Annotated in this window: 16 protein-coding genes; 11 read left to right on the forward strand and 5 right to left on the reverse strand. The window is 57.6% G+C overall.

Annotated elements, in window-relative coordinates; all coding sequences use genetic code 11:
* Positions 1–140: 140 nt before the first annotated feature.
* The 5 genes from SCU88_RS23600 to SCU88_RS23620 all read left to right on the forward strand — a co-directional run bounded on the left by SCU88_RS23600 (position 141) and on the right by SCU88_RS23620 (position 5868).
* On the forward strand, positions 141–983 hold the full coding sequence (locus tag SCU88_RS23600) for a 23S rRNA (adenine(2030)-N(6))-methyltransferase RlmJ (RefSeq protein ID WP_175340055.1): 843 nt from the start codon (positions 141–143) through the stop codon (positions 981–983).
* An 81-nt stretch (positions 984–1064) separates the two neighbouring features.
* Positions 1065–2417: a glutathione-disulfide reductase gene (gene gorA / locus SCU88_RS23605; RefSeq protein ID WP_175340056.1), complete on the forward strand. Its 1353-nt coding sequence runs from the start codon at positions 1065–1067 to the stop codon at positions 2415–2417.
* A 275-nt stretch (positions 2418–2692) separates the two neighbouring features.
* A complete protein-coding gene (locus SCU88_RS23610) occupies positions 2693–3646 on the forward strand; it encodes an Abi family protein (protein WP_431810064.1) in 954 nt (317 codons plus the stop codon).
* A gap of 97 nt (positions 3647–3743) precedes the next feature.
* Positions 3744–4805: a hypothetical protein gene (locus tag SCU88_RS23615; RefSeq protein ID WP_175340057.1), complete on the forward strand. Its 1062-nt coding sequence runs from the start codon at positions 3744–3746 to the stop codon at positions 4803–4805.
* Between the two features lie 199 nt (positions 4806–5004).
* A complete protein-coding gene (locus tag SCU88_RS23620; RefSeq protein ID WP_431810065.1) occupies positions 5005–5868 on the forward strand; it encodes a bifunctional helix-turn-helix transcriptional regulator/GNAT family N-acetyltransferase in 864 nt (287 codons plus the stop codon).
* A gap of 5 nt (positions 5869–5873) precedes the next feature.
* Here the strand turns inward: SCU88_RS23620 and SCU88_RS23625 are convergent, their stop codons facing one another.
* From SCU88_RS23625 to SCU88_RS23635, 3 genes are all read right to left on the reverse strand, one after another.
* Complete coding sequence (locus SCU88_RS23625; protein ID WP_175340059.1) at positions 5874–6854, reverse strand: nucleoside hydrolase; 981 nt, start codon at positions 6852–6854, stop codon at positions 5874–5876.
* Positions 6855–6863: 9 nt separating this feature from the next.
* Positions 6864–7889 carry a substrate-binding domain-containing protein gene (locus SCU88_RS23630; protein ID WP_175340060.1) on the reverse strand — a complete coding sequence of 342 codons (1026 nt, stop codon included), beginning with the start codon at positions 7887–7889 and terminating at the stop codon, positions 6864–6866.
* 86 nt (positions 7890–7975) lie between these two features.
* Positions 7976–9370, reverse strand: coding sequence for an MFS transporter (locus SCU88_RS23635; RefSeq protein ID WP_175340061.1), 1395 nt, complete (start codon positions 9368–9370; stop codon positions 7976–7978).
* Positions 9371–9638: 268 nt separating this feature from the next.
* On the opposite strand from SCU88_RS23635, the gene SCU88_RS23640 reads away from it, so the two are divergent.
* The gene (locus SCU88_RS23640) at positions 9639–10100 is read left to right on the forward strand and encodes a hypothetical protein (protein WP_175340062.1); all 462 of its coding nucleotides are present in this window, start codon (positions 9639–9641) and stop codon (positions 10098–10100) included.
* Positions 10101–10184: 84 nt separating this feature from the next.
* A complete protein-coding gene (locus SCU88_RS23645; protein ID WP_175340063.1) occupies positions 10185–11246 on the forward strand; it encodes a hypothetical protein in 1062 nt (353 codons plus the stop codon).
* Positions 11247–11248: 2 nt separating this feature from the next.
* Here the strand turns inward: SCU88_RS23645 and SCU88_RS23650 are convergent, their stop codons facing one another.
* Positions 11249–12676 carry a PLP-dependent aminotransferase family protein gene (locus tag SCU88_RS23650; RefSeq protein WP_138094769.1) on the reverse strand — a complete coding sequence of 476 codons (1428 nt, stop codon included), beginning with the start codon at positions 12674–12676 and terminating at the stop codon, positions 11249–11251.
* Positions 12677–12851: 175 nt separating this feature from the next.
* Here SCU88_RS23650 and SCU88_RS23655 point away from each other — a divergent pair, with 175 nt between their 5' ends.
* Both SCU88_RS23655 and SCU88_RS23660 read left to right on the forward strand, forming a co-directional pair.
* Positions 12852–13025 (forward strand): DUF1127 domain-containing protein, encoded by a 174-nt coding sequence (locus SCU88_RS23655; protein ID WP_138094771.1) that lies wholly within the window; start codon positions 12852–12854, stop codon positions 13023–13025.
* A 56-nt stretch (positions 13026–13081) separates the two neighbouring features.
* Positions 13082–13459, forward strand: a complete 378-nt coding sequence (locus tag SCU88_RS23660; RefSeq protein ID WP_138094773.1) for a YgiW/YdeI family stress tolerance OB fold protein — start codon at positions 13082–13084, stop codon at positions 13457–13459.
* A gap of 23 nt (positions 13460–13482) precedes the next feature.
* On the opposite strand, the gene SCU88_RS23665 is transcribed toward SCU88_RS23660, so the two are convergent.
* A complete protein-coding gene (locus SCU88_RS23665) occupies positions 13483–14241 on the reverse strand; it encodes an SDR family oxidoreductase (protein WP_175340219.1) in 759 nt (252 codons plus the stop codon).
* A 117-nt stretch (positions 14242–14358) separates the two neighbouring features.
* Between SCU88_RS23665 and SCU88_RS23670 the strand changes: the two genes are divergently transcribed.
* Positions 14359–15258, forward strand: a complete 900-nt coding sequence (locus SCU88_RS23670) for a LysR substrate-binding domain-containing protein (RefSeq protein WP_175340064.1) — start codon at positions 14359–14361, stop codon at positions 15256–15258.
* A 60-nt stretch (positions 15259–15318) separates the two neighbouring features.
* A complete protein-coding gene (gene yhjD, locus SCU88_RS23675; protein WP_138094777.1) occupies positions 15319–16356 on the forward strand; it encodes an inner membrane protein YhjD in 1038 nt (345 codons plus the stop codon).
* Positions 16357–16438 lie beyond the last annotated feature (82 nt).

Raw genomic sequence — 16438 nt, forward strand, 5'->3', positions numbered from 1 at the left:
GTTGTTCGTTAAACGCATCTCACGGCGCAATACGATTAAGCATGGGGGTGAAGCAGCGGAATTTCAATGCCATCCCGGAAGCCGCCGCTTTACGATATACTGGCGGGATTAGCCATTTACCCCTCAGGAATCATCAGGCAATGCTCAGTTATCGCCACAGCTTTCACGCCGGCAACCATGCCGACGTTTTAAAACACACCGTCCAGAGCCTGATTATCGAGGCGCTAAAAGAGAAAGAGAAACCCTTTCTTTACCTGGACACCCACGCTGGCGCCGGGCGTTATCAGCTTTCTGGCGAACATGCCGAACGTACCGGAGAATACCTGGAAGGAATCGCCCGCCTCTGGCAGTGCGACGACATTCCCGAAACGCTGACCCCATACCTGGACGCGGTAAAAGCCTTTAACCCCGGCGGCCAGTTGCGCTACTACCCCGGCTCGCCGCTGATCGCCCGCCATCTGCTGCGCCCTCAGGACAAACTGCAACTGACCGAACTGCACCCCAGCGACTACCCGCTGCTGCGCGGCGAATTCAGCAAAGATAAGCGCGCCATGGTCAGCCGCGGCGACGGCTACCAGCAGCTCAAAGCCAAACTGCCGCCAGTTTCCCGACGCGGGCTGATTCTTATCGACCCGCCCTATGAAATTAAGACCGACTACCAGGCTGTGGTCCAGGGCATCAGCGATGGCTATAAACGTTTTGCCACCGGCGTTTACGCGCTCTGGTATCCGGTGGTGCTGCGCCAGCAGATAAAACGCATGATTCACGATCTGGAGGAGACCGGCATCCGCCGAATTCTGCAAATCGAACTGGCGGTCCGTCCGGACAGCGACCAGCGCGGGATGAGCGCATCGGGAATGATTGTGATTAACCCGCCCTGGAAGCTGGAGCAGCAGATGGCAGAGCTACTGCCCTGGCTCCACGCCAGACTGGTTCCCGAAGGCATCGGACACACCAGGCTGGAATGGATTGTGCCGGAATAACGGCCAATCACAGCAATAGCTGTATGCAATCTCACATCGCTCGCTACAATTTAACCTCCAGATTCACACAAGGTAACGGCCATGACTAAACATTACGACTATATCGCCATCGGTGGCGGCAGCGGCGGCATCGCTTCCATCAACCGCGCCGCCATGTACGGTAAAAAATGCGCGCTGATCGAAGCAAAGGAACTGGGTGGCACCTGTGTGAACGTAGGCTGCGTACCGAAGAAAGTGATGTGGCATGCGGCGCAGATCGCCGAAGCGATTCGCCTGTACGGCCCGGACTACGGCTTTGACGCCACCCTGAATAAACTGGACTGGCAGAAGCTGGTCGCCAGCCGTAGCGCCTATATCGACCGCATCCACACCTCCTACGACAACGTGTTGGGCAAGAATAAGGTGGATGTGATCCACGGTTTCGCCCGCTTTGTTGATGCCCACACCGTCATCGTTAATGACGAAACCATCAGCGCAGACCATATTCTGATTGCCACCGGCGGTCGCCCGAGCCATCCGGCCATTCCGGGGGCCGAATACGGCATCGATTCCGACGGCTTCTTTGAACTGTCTGAGCTTCCGAAGCGCGTTGCGGTGGTCGGCGCGGGCTATATCGCCGTAGAGCTGGCTGGCGTGATTAACGGACTGGGGGCGGAAACCCACCTGTTGGTGCGTAAGCATGCGCCGCTGCGCAGCTTCGATCCGCTACTGGTGGAAACCCTGGTGGAAGTGATGGAGGCCGAAGGACCCAACCTGCACACCCACGCGGTGCCGAAATCGGTAGAGAAAAACGGCGACGGCAGTCTGACCCTGACGCTGGAAGATGGACGTACTCTCACCGTCGATACCCTGATCTGGGCCATCGGTCGCGAACCTGCCAACGACAACATTAACCTGGCGGTAACCGGTGTGAAAACTGACGAAAAAGGCTACATCGTCGTCGATAAATACCAGAATACCAATGTTGATGGCATTTACGCCGTGGGCGACAACACCGGCCATATCGAACTGACGCCGGTCGCCGTCGCCGCCGGGCGTCGCCTGTCTGAACGGCTGTTTAACAATAAGCCGGAAGAGCACCTGGACTACAGCAATGTACCCACCGTGGTCTTCAGCCATCCGCCAATCGGCACCGTTGGGCTGACTGAACCCCAGGCCCGCGAACAGTATGGCGACGACGCGGTGAAGGTCTATAAATCCTCGTTCACCGCCATGTATACCGCGGTCACCAGTCACCGCCAGCCGTGCCGTATGAAGCTGGTCTGCGTGGGGCCGGAAGAGAAGATTGTCGGCATTCACGGTATCGGCTTCGGTATGGACGAAATGCTGCAGGGCTTCGCCGTCGCGCTGAAGATGGGCGCCACCAAGCAGGACTTCGACAACACCGTCGCCATTCATCCCACTGCGGCGGAAGAGTTTGTGACCATGCGCTAACGCGCCTGCACCGCTATCAGCAACGCGCACCTTCGGGGGCGCGTTTTTTGTTTCTTCGAGCTACATCGGAAAATAACCGCTCAGTTCCCCGAACTGCGCTTCTTTATGGTAATCATGAACCATTTTCAGGCTACTGAAACGAGAAAAGCCACCCTGACGGTGGCTTTTCCAGTACTAACTCGAGCGCTCAGGTCCGAAAAAATCTGAGCCTTAACGGGAAAAACTCTAACAAGTGCTGATTTTTTGGTCAATCTATTTTTACCATGGAGGGCGATATGAATCTGGAAGATGCTATTTCACCCGGTCGATTACATATATACACGGATATACTTAAGCTTAAGCAAGAAGAAGTTCTGGGAGCCTATAACTGGAACAAAGCATTATGTAGTTCCATGCAACCGCTTTTACACTGCCTTGAAGTCACACTACGTAACAGCATTGACTGTGCCATTCGCCATAACCCTCCTCCGGGAGCCACTGGCTTATGGCGTACCGATCAAGCCTGGATATTCGATCTCCCGCGCTATATCGGCGATCGTGCTTTTATTCGCCAGAGAAAACGCTACAAAACAGATGTGCACGGCAACATCCTTCATCACAATGGGCAACCGCTATACCTTAATACGGTGTGGGAAGAGGAATGTATTCGTAAGGTCAGCCATCGAATTAAGAGCACAGGGAAAAGAGTAACTGCAACACGAATACTTTCCGGTCTGGGATTTGGTTTCTGGACCAGTTTGCTCTCTTTTCGCTATGAAGAGCCACGCAATAATTCTCTACTCTGGCCACATCTGCTCTGCGATGTATTTCCTTGCAAACCTGGTGATATACCTCGCTGGGTAATCGAGCAGAAATTTATTCAAATCAGAGAACTACGCAACAGGCTCTTCCATCATGAAGCTATCTGGAAATTTCACTACCGGGATCCTGAAACAGGAAAATCCGACTATCGACGCCCGATCTACGGAATTAATGCATCACTGCAACTGCTACAAACCGCCTGGAAAGATATGCTGGAAGCGCTCTACTGGATCAATCCGCTACGCTATACCGCCTTTTTAAGCGAAGGGCATCAGCAGAGATTCACCACACTTGCATCCCGAAATGGTTTACTGAGTTATATAAAGCCAGAAGCACTCCACCACTGCCTTGATATCACCCACAGCCAGGATATAAAAACGCTGCTACGGGATCTCAACAGCAAAAACGCTAAAACTCATCAGCCGTAACGACATCATCGCAATTATCGGACCCGATTTAATACGCCTGCAATAACGTCCGCTCCGTTCGCTAAGCTTAATAAGCCAAAAAGAACAGGAGACGACAATGAAAACATGCAAGGGTGCCACCAGTGCTGCGCTGTCCGCGCTGCTCCTGAGCACAACAGCAGGGGCAGCCAGTGAACCGCTGGATGCCGGTAAGGCGCAAATAATCCGCAACGCCATTAACGTTGAGGACCTGGTCCAGATTAACGATAACTGGATTATCGGCAGCAGTTTTTCCATCGAAAATAAGCCGACAGGGCTGTATCTGTTCAATATTCACGATCGTAAACCGCAGAAAGTGGACTGGCGTCAGGTCAGGGTAACGCCGGATAAAGCGGTCTTCCCTGACTGCCCTGGCGCGCCGAACTTCGCCCGGCTCTCCACCCACGGGCTGGACTATTACCGGGACGCGGGTCGTCTGTATATCGTTAACCACGGTGGTCGCGAGTCGGTGGAAGTGTTTGCCATTAGCGCCGAAAACAACGCCAGACCGACCCTGAGCTGGCAGGGCTGCGTGGTGGCGCCGCATAACGCCTGGTTCGACGCTGTCGCCGGATTATCCGATAATCAGATGATTATCAGCAGCCTGTGGGATCCCACCGACGCACAGCGTAACCCGAAGCTCAACGCAGGGAAACCGGTAGGCGGACTGTACCGCTGGAGTCCGCAAGAAGGGTTTCAGCCTGTAAAAGGCAGTGAGTCGCTCTCCGGCCCTAATGGCGTGCTGGCGACCCGGGATGGCAAAAGGGTATGGATAGCCGCCTGGGCCGAAAAAGCGCTGGTCCGTATCGATACCAACGGCAGCGCGCCGCGGGTACACAAAACGGCGGTGGATTACCACCCGGACAATCTGCGCTGGTCACCGGACGGCAGGCAAATCATCGCCGGCGGTCAGGCTACCAGCCTGGATACCCTCTTTGCCTGCCTGGAAGATTCGGCGCCGGTCTGCCCTGGCATCAACCAGCGGCTCGATGTGCTCAATCCCGCCACCATGAAGACCACTCCATTACTTTCCGCTACCCCAATTCAGGGGATGAATGCCGGTACCGGCGCTATTCTGGCCAACGGAGAGTACTGGCTGAGTAGCTTCAAAAATAATGCCATTGCCGTTATTCCCCGATAATGGACACCGGCGTCCCACCCGGGTCGCCGGAACATAAAAATAGTTAACACAGATAACATTCCTGGCTATACTCCCGACATTCAGTTAACAGTGATAACTTTTTTGTCGTTACCCCATCCCCATTCAGGAGCTTTCTATGGATCTTAGCCAGATACAGACATTCAGGGCCTCCCTGCGCGAACTGGTCAGGGAATTAGGCATGTTAAGTCGGAAAAGTAGCGGCACCGGTCTGTCGCCGCTGCAAAGCCATATCCTGATTGAACTCGATAAGGCCCCTCTTGGCGTGACAGAGCTTGCCAGAAAACTGGGCTGTGAAAAGGCCAGTATCAGCCGGACGATTCGGGGAATGACGGAAAATGCGCTACTGGAACGCCGTCAGGATAGCCAGGACGGCCGGGCTTCCACTTTCTGCCTTACGCCCCAGGGGACGTCGCTGCTGGCACAGATTGAAGAGAACGCCAATCGCTTTATCGATCAGGCGCTTGAGCTGGCTTCCGAACGCGAATGTCGCGATTTCTCGCGGGCGATTCAGGGTCTGAACAGCGCGCTGAAAAATGCCCGCAGCCAACGTGAACAGGAGATTGTCATCACGGAGATCGCACCGGACGATAACAGTGCGATGGCAGAAATTATTCGTCAGAGCTTTCGGGATAATAAAATCGAGCACCTGGAAGGCGTTAGCCTGCACGATCCCGAACTGAACAATCTGTACCAGACTTACCAGCAGCCGGGCAGTCGATACTGGGTCGCCAGAGCAAACAGGCGGGTATTGGGCGGCGTGGGGATCGCGCCGCTGGCCGGGTCCGCAGAAAAAACCTGTGAAATGCAGAAGCTGTTTCTGAGCGCCAATGCGCTGGGAACCGGTCTGGGGCGACGCCTGATCGCCCTGTCGCTCCAGGAAGCCCGCCGTCTTGGCTACGACTATTGCTACCTGGAAACGCTGAGCGAACTACAAAGCGCCGTGCAGCTATACGAAAAGTTCGGCTTTGAATATCTTGAAACCCCACAGGGGAACACCGGCCATGGCGGCTGCGATCTGTTTATGCAGCTTAAACTGGCATAACGCTTTCAGGGAGCGGCGCCTCCCTGCAAATAACGCTCAAGCAGCGCCAGCAACCGCACATTATCCACCGTGGTCAGGATCTGCACCGGCGCGCCAGCGGGAGGCGCAACGCCGACATCCAGCTTAAGCGCGCCACGGCGGCAGGTCATGCCGCGCGCCACGCCTTCCAGCGCCACATCCAGATACGCCTGTTCGCTATCACACAATCCAGGCTCCAGCAGCCAGGCGACGGTTAAAGCATCGTGGATCCAGCAACCCGGCAGACCGCGGGTCTTCATGGAATAGTCGAGCCACGGACGCAGGGTTTGCGCCAGATAGCGGGTACAGGGATTTTCCACCGCGGCCAGCCTGTCGAGATCGGCATGCACCATCTGGGTACGGGTCGTCACATCCATCGGCACCAGGGTAATGGGTGCTCCGCTGGTCAGCACCATGTGCGCCGCCTCAGGATCCAGGCCGAAGTTGGTATCTTTCAGATAGCCAGGGACATGGAAAACGCCCCCCATAATCACAATCCGCCTGACCGCCTGCGCCATGTCGGGAAACAGGCGCAGCGCCAACGCAATATTGGTTAGCGGACCAATGGCGATCAGCGTGATTTCACCGGGGTGCTGACAAATCAGCTCGCCCATGGCGTAGGGCGCCAGCGGCGCTGATTTCGGTACAGTCGCAGGCGACGGCGTATCGCGCCACAACTCGCGTAACCCGTAACTATCGACCGCGCCATCCAGCCGCGCCCGCCAGGGCTCCGGCGGCTCCATCAGCGCCCGGGAAGCGCCGCGCCGGACCGGCACACTGGCCCCCAGGCGGCTCACCAGATCGCAGGCTACACGATAGCCCACCTCACTGGCGGTATTACCTGCCACGGTGGTGATCAGTTCCAGGCTTATCTGAGGCGCGCTCAGCGCCAGCGCCAGCGCCAGGCCGTCGTCTACGTTAGCGCCCGGTACGCCATTGCCGGGATCGCAGTCAATAATTACACGCATATACTCACTTCAGTTATCGGGGGTTCCCGACGGCCGACAACCGCAGGACTCCCCAGGCTGCAACTCAAAATCGAACTCCAGACGATGCGCCGTACCGTCCCACTCCCGTAACATCGCGATAGCCGCCTGCGCCATTTGGACCACCGGCTGGCGCACCGCAGTCAGCGACGGCACGCTGTAATATGACTCCTGCGTGGCATTAAAGCAGACCAGCGCCACATCTTCCGGGACTTTCAGCCCCTGCTCCGCCAGCGCTCTCAGGCAACCAAACGCCTGTTGCTCATTGGTGGCGAACAGCGCGCGCGGCAACGGCCCTGCCAGCATGCGCCGGGTCGCTTCATAGCCGCCAGCGCGGGTGTAATCGGTGGAAAAAATCCAGCGCTCGTTCACCGCCAGGGAGTCTTCATCCAGCGCCTGACGCCAGCCGCGCAGGCGATCCTGCGTATTCAGCATCGCCATGGGTCCACAGATAATGGCGACCTCCCGGTAGCCGTGCGCCACCAGGTGGCGGGTGGCCTGATAAGCCGCCTGCTGTTCGTTGACCTGAATCGAACTGACGTTTAACCCGGGCTCGATCCTGTCGATCATCACACAGGGCGTGCCGCTGGCCTGAATCACATCAATACAGGGATGGCGGTCGACGCTGGTATAAATCAGTCCATCCACCTGGCGGTGCAACAGGTTGTTGATAAGCTCGCGTTCCCGCAGGCGATCGTCACCGGCATCCCCCAGTAGCAGTACCTTACCGTCGGCAAAGGCTTCCTGCTGCAGCGCGTGGGCCATCGAAGAGATAAAGGGGTTGGCGATATTCGGTACTACCAGACCGTAGGTCTGAGTAGAGCCGGATGCCAGCGCGCGCGCCACGCCATTCGGTCGGTAACCGGTCTTTTCTATCGCCGCCAGTACCCGTTGCCGGGTTGCTGGCGCCACCGGGCGCGGGCCGTTATTGATAACATAGCTGACAACCGCCACCGAGGTCCCTGCCTCACGAGCGACATCGGTGCGCGTCACGCGCCGGGAACGGGATGAGCTCACAACATACCTGCCTGATTCAGAGCAAAATTGCAGTCCAACAGCATAGCGGTTTGCGCCGCAAAAATCCCTTTATCGGACAGGGGGTTTTAAATCGCATCTTCCGGCAGATTCAGGTCACGCCCCCGGGTTTCCGGCGCAAAGAAGGTCGTCACAAACCCGATTGCCGCCATCAGGGCAAAATAGGTCGCGATCGGCCACCAGTGTCCCGCCCATGAGAGCAGCGCGGCGGCCACCAGCGGTGCAGTACCACCGGAAAGAATGGAGCCCAGCTCTTTGGCAAAGGCCATTTTGGTGTAACGGTTAGTGACGCCGAACAGCTCAACCCCCCAGGCCGCCTGTACGCCGAAGATCCCAAGCGACGCCAGCCCCATGCCCACCACAATCGTTGAAATCACCACCCAGGGTTCACGGGAATCCAGCATCATAAAGGCCGGGAAGGCGTAGAGGATCAGCAGCAGGCAGAACCAGCGATAGGTAATGCGTCGCCCGAAGCGGTCGGAAAGCCAACCCGCCAGAGGAATAATCGCAAAGCCCAGCAGCGAAGCGATAAACACCGCCGTGGTGGGCACGGATTTATCCACCGCCAGCACCTTCGCCACATAGCCAATAATAAAGCCCTGAGCCAGATAAGAAGGGCCGTTTTCGCCAATGCGCAAGCCCACCATGGTCCAGAAAGCCCGGGTACGGCGCCAGAAGCTGCGCGTATCCTGACTTTGCTGCGCCAGACCGCGCGCCATGGCTTCCTGACGTTCGGCTTCCAGTAGCGCCTTCTGCCGTTCAAATACCGGCGTTTCGCGAATATGGCGGCGAATAATCAGCGCGGCCACCGCAATCAGCATGCTGCCCAGAAAAGGAATACGCCAGCCCCAGCTCATCAGGCTCTCTTTATCGAGCTGAAGCACCAACAGCCACACTAACGAGGCCAGCAACGTGCCGCTGTTGGAGCCCAACGCGATAATGGAAGAGACCAGGCCGCGCCGTTTAACCGGCGCGTATTCGCCCAGCATCACCGTGCCACCAGAAAGCTCGGCGCCAGCGCCAAGCCCCTGAGAAAAACGTAGAATAACCAGACAGACGGGCGCCCAGACGCCGATTGAGTTGTAACCGGGAATCAGGCCAATAAGGGTGGTGGATAGCCCCATCAGCGCAATGGTCGCCACCATCACTACCTTGCGACCATGGCGGTCGCCTATCCAGCCGAATAACAGTGCGCCGATGGGGCGGGCGATAAAGCCCACCGACCAGGCGGCAAAACTGGAGAGCAACGCCATTACTGGCGTTGCCTCCGGAAAGAAGACATCGCCAAAAATGATGCCAGCGGCCAGGCCATAGAGCGCGAAGTCCGCGTATTCCATGGTGGTGCCTAACCAGCAGGAGAAGGTCGCGCGCCGAAAATCTCGCCGCCCTTCTTCCGTGGCCAACCGCTCCTGCGCCGCATGCGGCGCATCGGCAGAAGATACGCCGATGGTATCAATACTCATAGCGAAGCTCCCTGGTGTTGTCTAACAGGAATGACGAATTGTACAAATGCAATATCTACTCGCGTAGACTTTCTGTTTTTATGGCGTTTAGCATTATCTACCCGCGTAGAACTGACAAACGATTAATATAAAAAATGAGGTTAAGATCACAATATGACGCTGCGATGACAACCCGCTACGAAAAAACGGGAATGTCCTGCGAATCTTCCCGCTCCCGTTCTGGTCGCTTATGCTAATTTCAGGCAATCACGATCGCGAAGGAACACGCATGCCGATAGCGCGCCAAACCTCTGTTGCCCCGATCTGGGGCGGACTCTGCTTTATATTGCTGTACCGAACGTTACCTGCCGATCTGGTACTGTCGGTGCAGCTTATGCATCAGTACGGTATTCCGGTATCGCAGATAGCGATCGGCTGGCTGGTCACGGCTCTGCCAGCGCTGATGCCGCTGTTATGCTTTATGGCGTTGGCGCACCGGGGGCAGAGCGCGCTGTGGCCCTGGCTGGTACTGCCCCCCGTCGCCTGGCTACTGTGCCAGTTTGCGCTGGCAATCATCGCGGGTATCGTCATCACTCGCTTTGGTCTGGCGCCGCCCTGGTCTGAGACCCTCAGCGATCTGCTATTCCGCCTGGCGGTACGGCTTTGGTCGGTTCATGTCCTGACGGTACTGTTAACCACGCTGGCGTGCGGTTATGCCTGCTGGCGCGAGTATCGCCAGGCCCGGGCCTGAAAAAACCTGGTCTTTACGGGGTGGCGCCCGCGCCTCGCTCTCCCTATCCTAATAGAAGGCGCAAAATTAGGGGGAGGAGGCAGTATGTACAACCATAAGGCGATAACGCTGGCGACGGCGCTCATCGCCACCGGCGCGTTTGCCGCCGCACCGCCGGATATTAAACAGGCCAGGGTGATTCAGCAGGTGAGCAATATCGAAGATCTGGTGCAGCTTAACGGCGACTGGATTATCGGCAGCAGCCTGTCTGACGGCGAAAAAACCGGTGGCCTCTGGCTGTTCAGCATTGCCAATGGCAAACCACAGCGTATCGATCCAGAACATATCGCCGTGAAGCCTGATCCAAAAGCCTTTCCCCACTGTCCCGGCGCCCCCAATTTTGCCACCCTCTCTCCCGAACGCATGGACTACTACCGTGAGGATAACCGGCTGTATATCGTTAACCACGGCGAGCGTGAATCCGTTGAAGCCTTTTCTGTTTCGCCCGATAAAAATGGCCGCCCGACCCTGAGCTGGCAAGGCTGCATCATCGGCCCGGAAAGCGTCCGTTTCAGTTCGGTGGCCGGACTGAGCGATAATCGCCTGATTATCAGCAGCCCCTGGAATGACGATGACCCCTGGCGCACCCGCAAGCTGGAAGCGGGGCAGCCTTCCGGCGCGCTCTATACCTGGAGCCCGCAAAAGGGGCTGAACAAGATGCCGGGCACGGAACAGCTTTCCGGTCCCAGCGGCATTGTCACCTCTGCGGATGAAAAAAATGTCTGGGTGGCCGCCTGGGCAGGCCAGTACATCGCCCGCATTACCAATGGCGGCAGCCAGCCGCAGATTCTGAAGATCCCTCTCGATTTTCATCCCGATAATCTGAGCTGGTCGCCGGACGGCAAGCAGCTATATGCTGGCGGGCAGTCAGCCTCTGGCAACTCCCTGCTGGACTGCGTGGTGGGCCGCAAAGAAAGCTGTAACGACATCAGCCAGGAGGCCGCCCGGGTCGATCCTAAAACCATGAAACCCGCCACCCTGATCCCCGCCACGCACTTTAAGGGCATCAGAGCCAGCACAGGCATTATCCAGACCGGCAATCACTACTGGCTGAGCGGTTTTCGCAATAACGGGGTCGCCATCGCCCCCGCGCAGCCAAACCGGTAAGATTAAGCGCCAGCCTGCGCCGCCAGGTGATGTGCAATAACGTTGCCAATCAGTCGCAGCGCACGAGCGGTCTGCTCATTAAAGGCGCTGGCGTAGTTTAGGCGCAGGCAGTTGCGGTACTTGCCGGAGGCCGAAAAGATGGTCCCCGGCGCGATTTGCACCTGCTGCGCCCGCAGCTCGCGGCTGATGCAGACGCTATCCAGGCTTTCCGGCAACTCCAGCCACATCAGAAAACCACCCTGCGGGCGGCTGACGCAGACGCCGCAAGGGAAGTCGCTACGAATACGACAGCGAAAATCCTCATAGTTGCGCTGATAGTGCTGGCGCAGGCGCCGCAGGTGGCGATGATAGTGTCCGTTGCGGATAAACGCAGCCACCGCCAGTTGGGTCACCACCGCGGTGCTGCCGGTGCCGATATACTTCATGTGCAGCACTCTGTCCCGCCAGCGGCCCGGCACTATCCACCCGACCCGCAGGCCTGGCGCCAGGGTCTTGGAAAACGAACTGCACAGCACCACGCGCCCTTCATGATCCAGCGACTTGATAGTTTCCGGCCGCGGATAGCTGAAAGCCAGTTCACCGTAAACATCGTCTTCGATAATCGCGATATCAAAGCGACGCGCCAGGCTTAGCAGCGCCTGCTTACGCGCTGGCGGCATAATAAAGCCCTGGGGATTATTACAACTGGCAACCAGAATCACCGCCTTTACCGGCCACTGCTCCAGCGCCATCTCCAGCGCTTCCAGGCTAATGCCGGACTGAGAATCTGTGGGGACCTCCAGCACCTTAACGCCGTACCCACGCAGGATCTGCATGGTACCGTGAAACGACGGCGACTCCACCGCCACCACATCGCCAGGCTGACAGATGGCCCGCACAGCCACGGATATCGCCTCCTGGCAGCCGCTCGTAATCACGATGTCATCCGTAGTGAGCGCGCTGCCGCCATCCAGCATCAGGCGGGCCACCTGCTGACGCAACGCCAGGGTGCCGGCCATATCGTCGTAACCGGACAGGCATGTTTCTTCATGCTGGATGATGCGCTGCATTTCGCGCCACAGCGGGCGAATGGTGGGCTGAGTCAGATCCGGCGTGCCGCCCCCAAGGGCGATCATCTCAGGTGAATGACGGGCGTCGAGCAGTTCGCGAATCGCATCCCAGTGGGTGACTTCCACCGGACGCTGTACCGGTTGGGTCAGGCGCGGCAATGGCGGCTGCGCGCGCCGCGGCGCCACAAAGTAGCCGGAGCGCGGCCGGGGCTGGATAAGACCGCGATCCTCCAGATGATTGTACGCCTGCTGGACGGTGCTGATACTGACGCCGTGCTCGCTACTGAGGCTACGCACCGACGGCAGCCGCTCGCCGCTTTGATAAAGCCCCTGCTCAATACGTTCGGCCAGCAGCCGGGCCAGATGTTCATAGCGCGTCATTCTGTATCCCCTGATAAATCTCCAATACGCCCGCGATCGGTACAGATTGCCCGTTTAAAAACGGTACAGTTCACATTTTTACCGCCTCTGTATGTTAAATAAAAGTAATTTCTGAATCTGTATGGTTTCAGCTACGACGCGCAAACTGGTGGCTCATTCAGATGAGGAGGCGCGTATGGAATTCCACGAAAACAGACACTCTAACCCCTTTATCGGCTTTGTTCTGGTGGCGCGCTGGCTGAAGCGCTGGTGGGAGCTGCGTCGTACACGTCGGATACTGTCCGCCATGAACGACGAACAATTGCGCGACCTGGGACTGAGTCGTGAGGATGTTAGCCACTGGCGTTAGCAGACGGCGCCCGCCTGTGCCAGGCTTACAGGCAGACCCTCTGGCAGGAGTGAGCAATGAACAAGCGAATACTGATTGCCGCGCCCGTCGCGCTGTTCTGGTCCATAGCGGCCCCGGGCGCGCCGACGCCCCACCAGCTTAGCGACAACGCACCGCAGGCGGCGGCTGAGCAGGAGGCCCACAGAACCACCATCGCCCGAGCGAAGCAAATGGAGGACGGCGCCTCGGTGAAGATTCAGGGCGTACTGGAACAAAAGCTGGGGGAAGATATCTACCGGCTACGTGACGACAGCGGAACCCTGAACGCGGTGATTCCCGGCACGGTGTTGGGCGACGCGTCCATTGCCGCCACGGACCAGGTAATTGTGACTGGCGCGCTGGATAAAAAACAGGAACCCTTCCGGCTACGGGTCAGCTATCTGGAAAAACCGTAATGGCAGGGGCAAAGCCCCCTGAATTACAGATGCATCCCGCCCGATACCTCGATGCGCTGGCCGTTCATCCAGGCCAGGTCATCGCTCAATAACGCCGCGATAGCGTCGCCGATATCGTCCGGCAGACCCGGGCGCCCCAGTGCCGTAATGGCAGAAATGGCCTGGTTGACCTGGGGATTGTCACGCACTACGCCGCCGCCAAAATCGGTAGCAATCGCGCCTGGCGCAATAATATTGACGGAAATACCGCGGCTGCCCAACTCCTGGGCCTGATAGCGGGTCAATACCTCCATCGCCCCTTTCATGGCGGCGTAAGTCGCCTTACCGCTATGCACAAAGCGGGTCAAGCCACTGGAGACGTTCAGTATACGGCCACCGTCCTTAATGAGCGGCAGCAGTTGCTGAGTCAGGAAAAATGGCCCCTTAAAGTGTACGTTCAGCATCCTGTCAAACAGCGCTTCGCTGGCTTCAGCGTAATCGGCATCCTCTCCGAACCCCGCATTATTCACCAGATAGTCGAAGTTTTCGCGCGCCCAACGTTCACGCAGCTGTCTCGCCACCTCGTCGCCAAACGCAGCAAATACGCCACAGTCAGCCACGTCCAGCGGTATCGCTACCGCCTGCTGGCCCATGGCGGCAACGATACTGACAACTTCTTCCGCTTCCTGGCGCTGGCTGCGATATGTGAAGATGGTATCCACGCCGCGCTGCGCCAGCTTCATCACGGCATTTCGCCCCAAACCCCGGCTTCCACCGGTCACTAATGCGATAGTCTGCGTCATCATTCACCTCATTCACTGCTATTAATGTTGAGATTAAGCTTATTAGCTGCTAGTAAAACAATAAACAGGTTTAAATACGCTTCACTGTTTCAATTACAACAACAATAAGACTTTGGTATGGACAAAATACACGCAATGCAGTTCTTTGTGAGAGTAGCGGAACTGGCCAGTTTTTCCCGGGCGGCGGAAAGCCTGAGCCTGCCCAGGGGCAGCGTTTCACGCCAGATTCAGGCGCTGGAAGATGAACTGGGCACCCGGCTGCTTCACCGCACGACCCGGCGGGTGCAGCTCACCCAGGATGGCATGGTCTACTATGAGCGGGCCCGGGATCTGCTGGCGAACCTCGACGAACTGGATACGCTGTTCCAGCGCGATCCGGCCAGTATCAGCGGTCGCCTGCGGGTTGATATGCCGGTGCCGGTGGCGACGAAAATGGTGCTCCCCCGGCTGCCCGCCTTTTTACAGCAGCACCCCGGCATTGAGCTGGAGCTAAGCAGCAGCGACAGGCTGGTGGATGTGATTCAGGAGGGGTTCGACTGCGTGGTGCGCATCGGGGAGCTGAGCGACTCCGGCCTGGTCGCCAGGTCGCTGGGACAGCTTACCGTGCTGAACTGCGCCAGCCCCGACTATCTGACGCGCTTCGGCTGGCCGGAAAGTCCGGCAGATTTAGCCTCTCACGCGCTGGTTCACTATGTGCCCACCATGGGCATTCGCCCCCAGGGCTTTGAGATCTGGCACGACGGCCAAAGCCAGTGGATAAAAACCGGCGGCGTGGTCACGGTAAACAGTACCGAAAGTTATCATGCCGCCTGTCTTGCGGGATTAGGCATTATTCAGGCGCCGCGGGTCGGCGTGCGTGAAGCGCTACGCAGCGGAAAGCTGGTGGAGATCCTGCCCCAGTACCGGGCCCGCCCCATGCCGGTCTCCCTTATCTGGCCGCACCGCCGCAACCTGTCGCGCCGGGTGCATCTGTTTATGGCCTGGCTCAGCGAGATAATGAAAGAGTATGTCGATTAGCGTCGCAGCTATAATTTCCTTAACATCACAGGCATAAAGTTAAAAAGGACGACGGAATCAATGAGTACCGAGGATAATCATAAGCGTCCAACCCGGGATCTGGATTACGATCCGGTAGTGAAACTGGATCAGGAATCGCCAAAAAACCAGAATGCCGATGAGAATGAGGGAAAAGCGGCAAACGCGCTGGAAAGCGTCACCCATACCGTAAAGCGTATCGAACGTAACCCATTTATCGCGCACTTGCTGCGCGCCGCCGAGCGTTTTAATGACCGGCTTGGTAATCAGTTTGGCGCGGCGATCACCTACTTTTCGTTTTTATCGCTGATTCCGATTCTGATGGTCAGCTTCGCCGCAGGAGGTTATGTGCTGGCGTCGCATCCTACCCTGCTACAGGATATCTTTGCGAAAATTCTGGCCAACGTCAGCGATCCAACCCTGGCGATGACGCTAAAGAACACCATCAATACCGCCGTTCAGCAGCGCACCACGGTCGGGTTGGTCGGTCTGCTGATCGCGCTCTACTCCGGTATTAACTGGATGGGCAATCTGCGGGAAGCGGTTCGCGCCCAGTCCCGGGAAGTCTGGGAGCGCGCGCCTCAGGATAAAGAGAAGTTCTGGGTTAAATACCTGCGCGACTTTGTAGCGCTGATTGGTCTGCTGGTGGCGCTGGTGGTCACTCTGTCTATCACCTCGATCGCGGGATCGGCACAGGCGCTCATTATCAGCCTGCTACATCTGGACGAGCTGACCTGGCTGAAGCCCGCCTGGCGGTTGATCGGCCTGGCGATTTCGATTTTCGCTAATTATCTTCTGTTCTTCTGGATCTTCTGGCGCCTGCCGCGCCACCGCCCGCGCAAGAAAGCGCTGATTCGCGGTACGCTTATCGCCGCCGTCGGCTTCGAGGTGATTAAGATCGTGATGACCTGGACCCTGCCAGCACTGGTAAAATCCCCTTCTGGCGCCGCCTTCGGTTCGGTGCTGGGGCTGATGGCCTTCTTCTACTTTTTCGCGCGTCTGATCCTGTTCTGCGCCGCCTGGATCGCCACCGCCCAGTTTAAGGACGATAAACCGATGCCGGGCAAGCGCCCCAGATAGACCCTCTTTTCGCGCCGCCCCATGCGGCGCGAACCTGACACCAGAGCAACAATCCATTCGTTAACTTTTTTTTAACTGAAAA

This window comes from Jejuibacter sp. L23 (genome assembly GCF_050815825.1).
Taxonomy (GTDB): Bacteria; Pseudomonadota; Gammaproteobacteria; order Enterobacterales; family Enterobacteriaceae; genus Jejubacter; species Jejubacter calystegiae.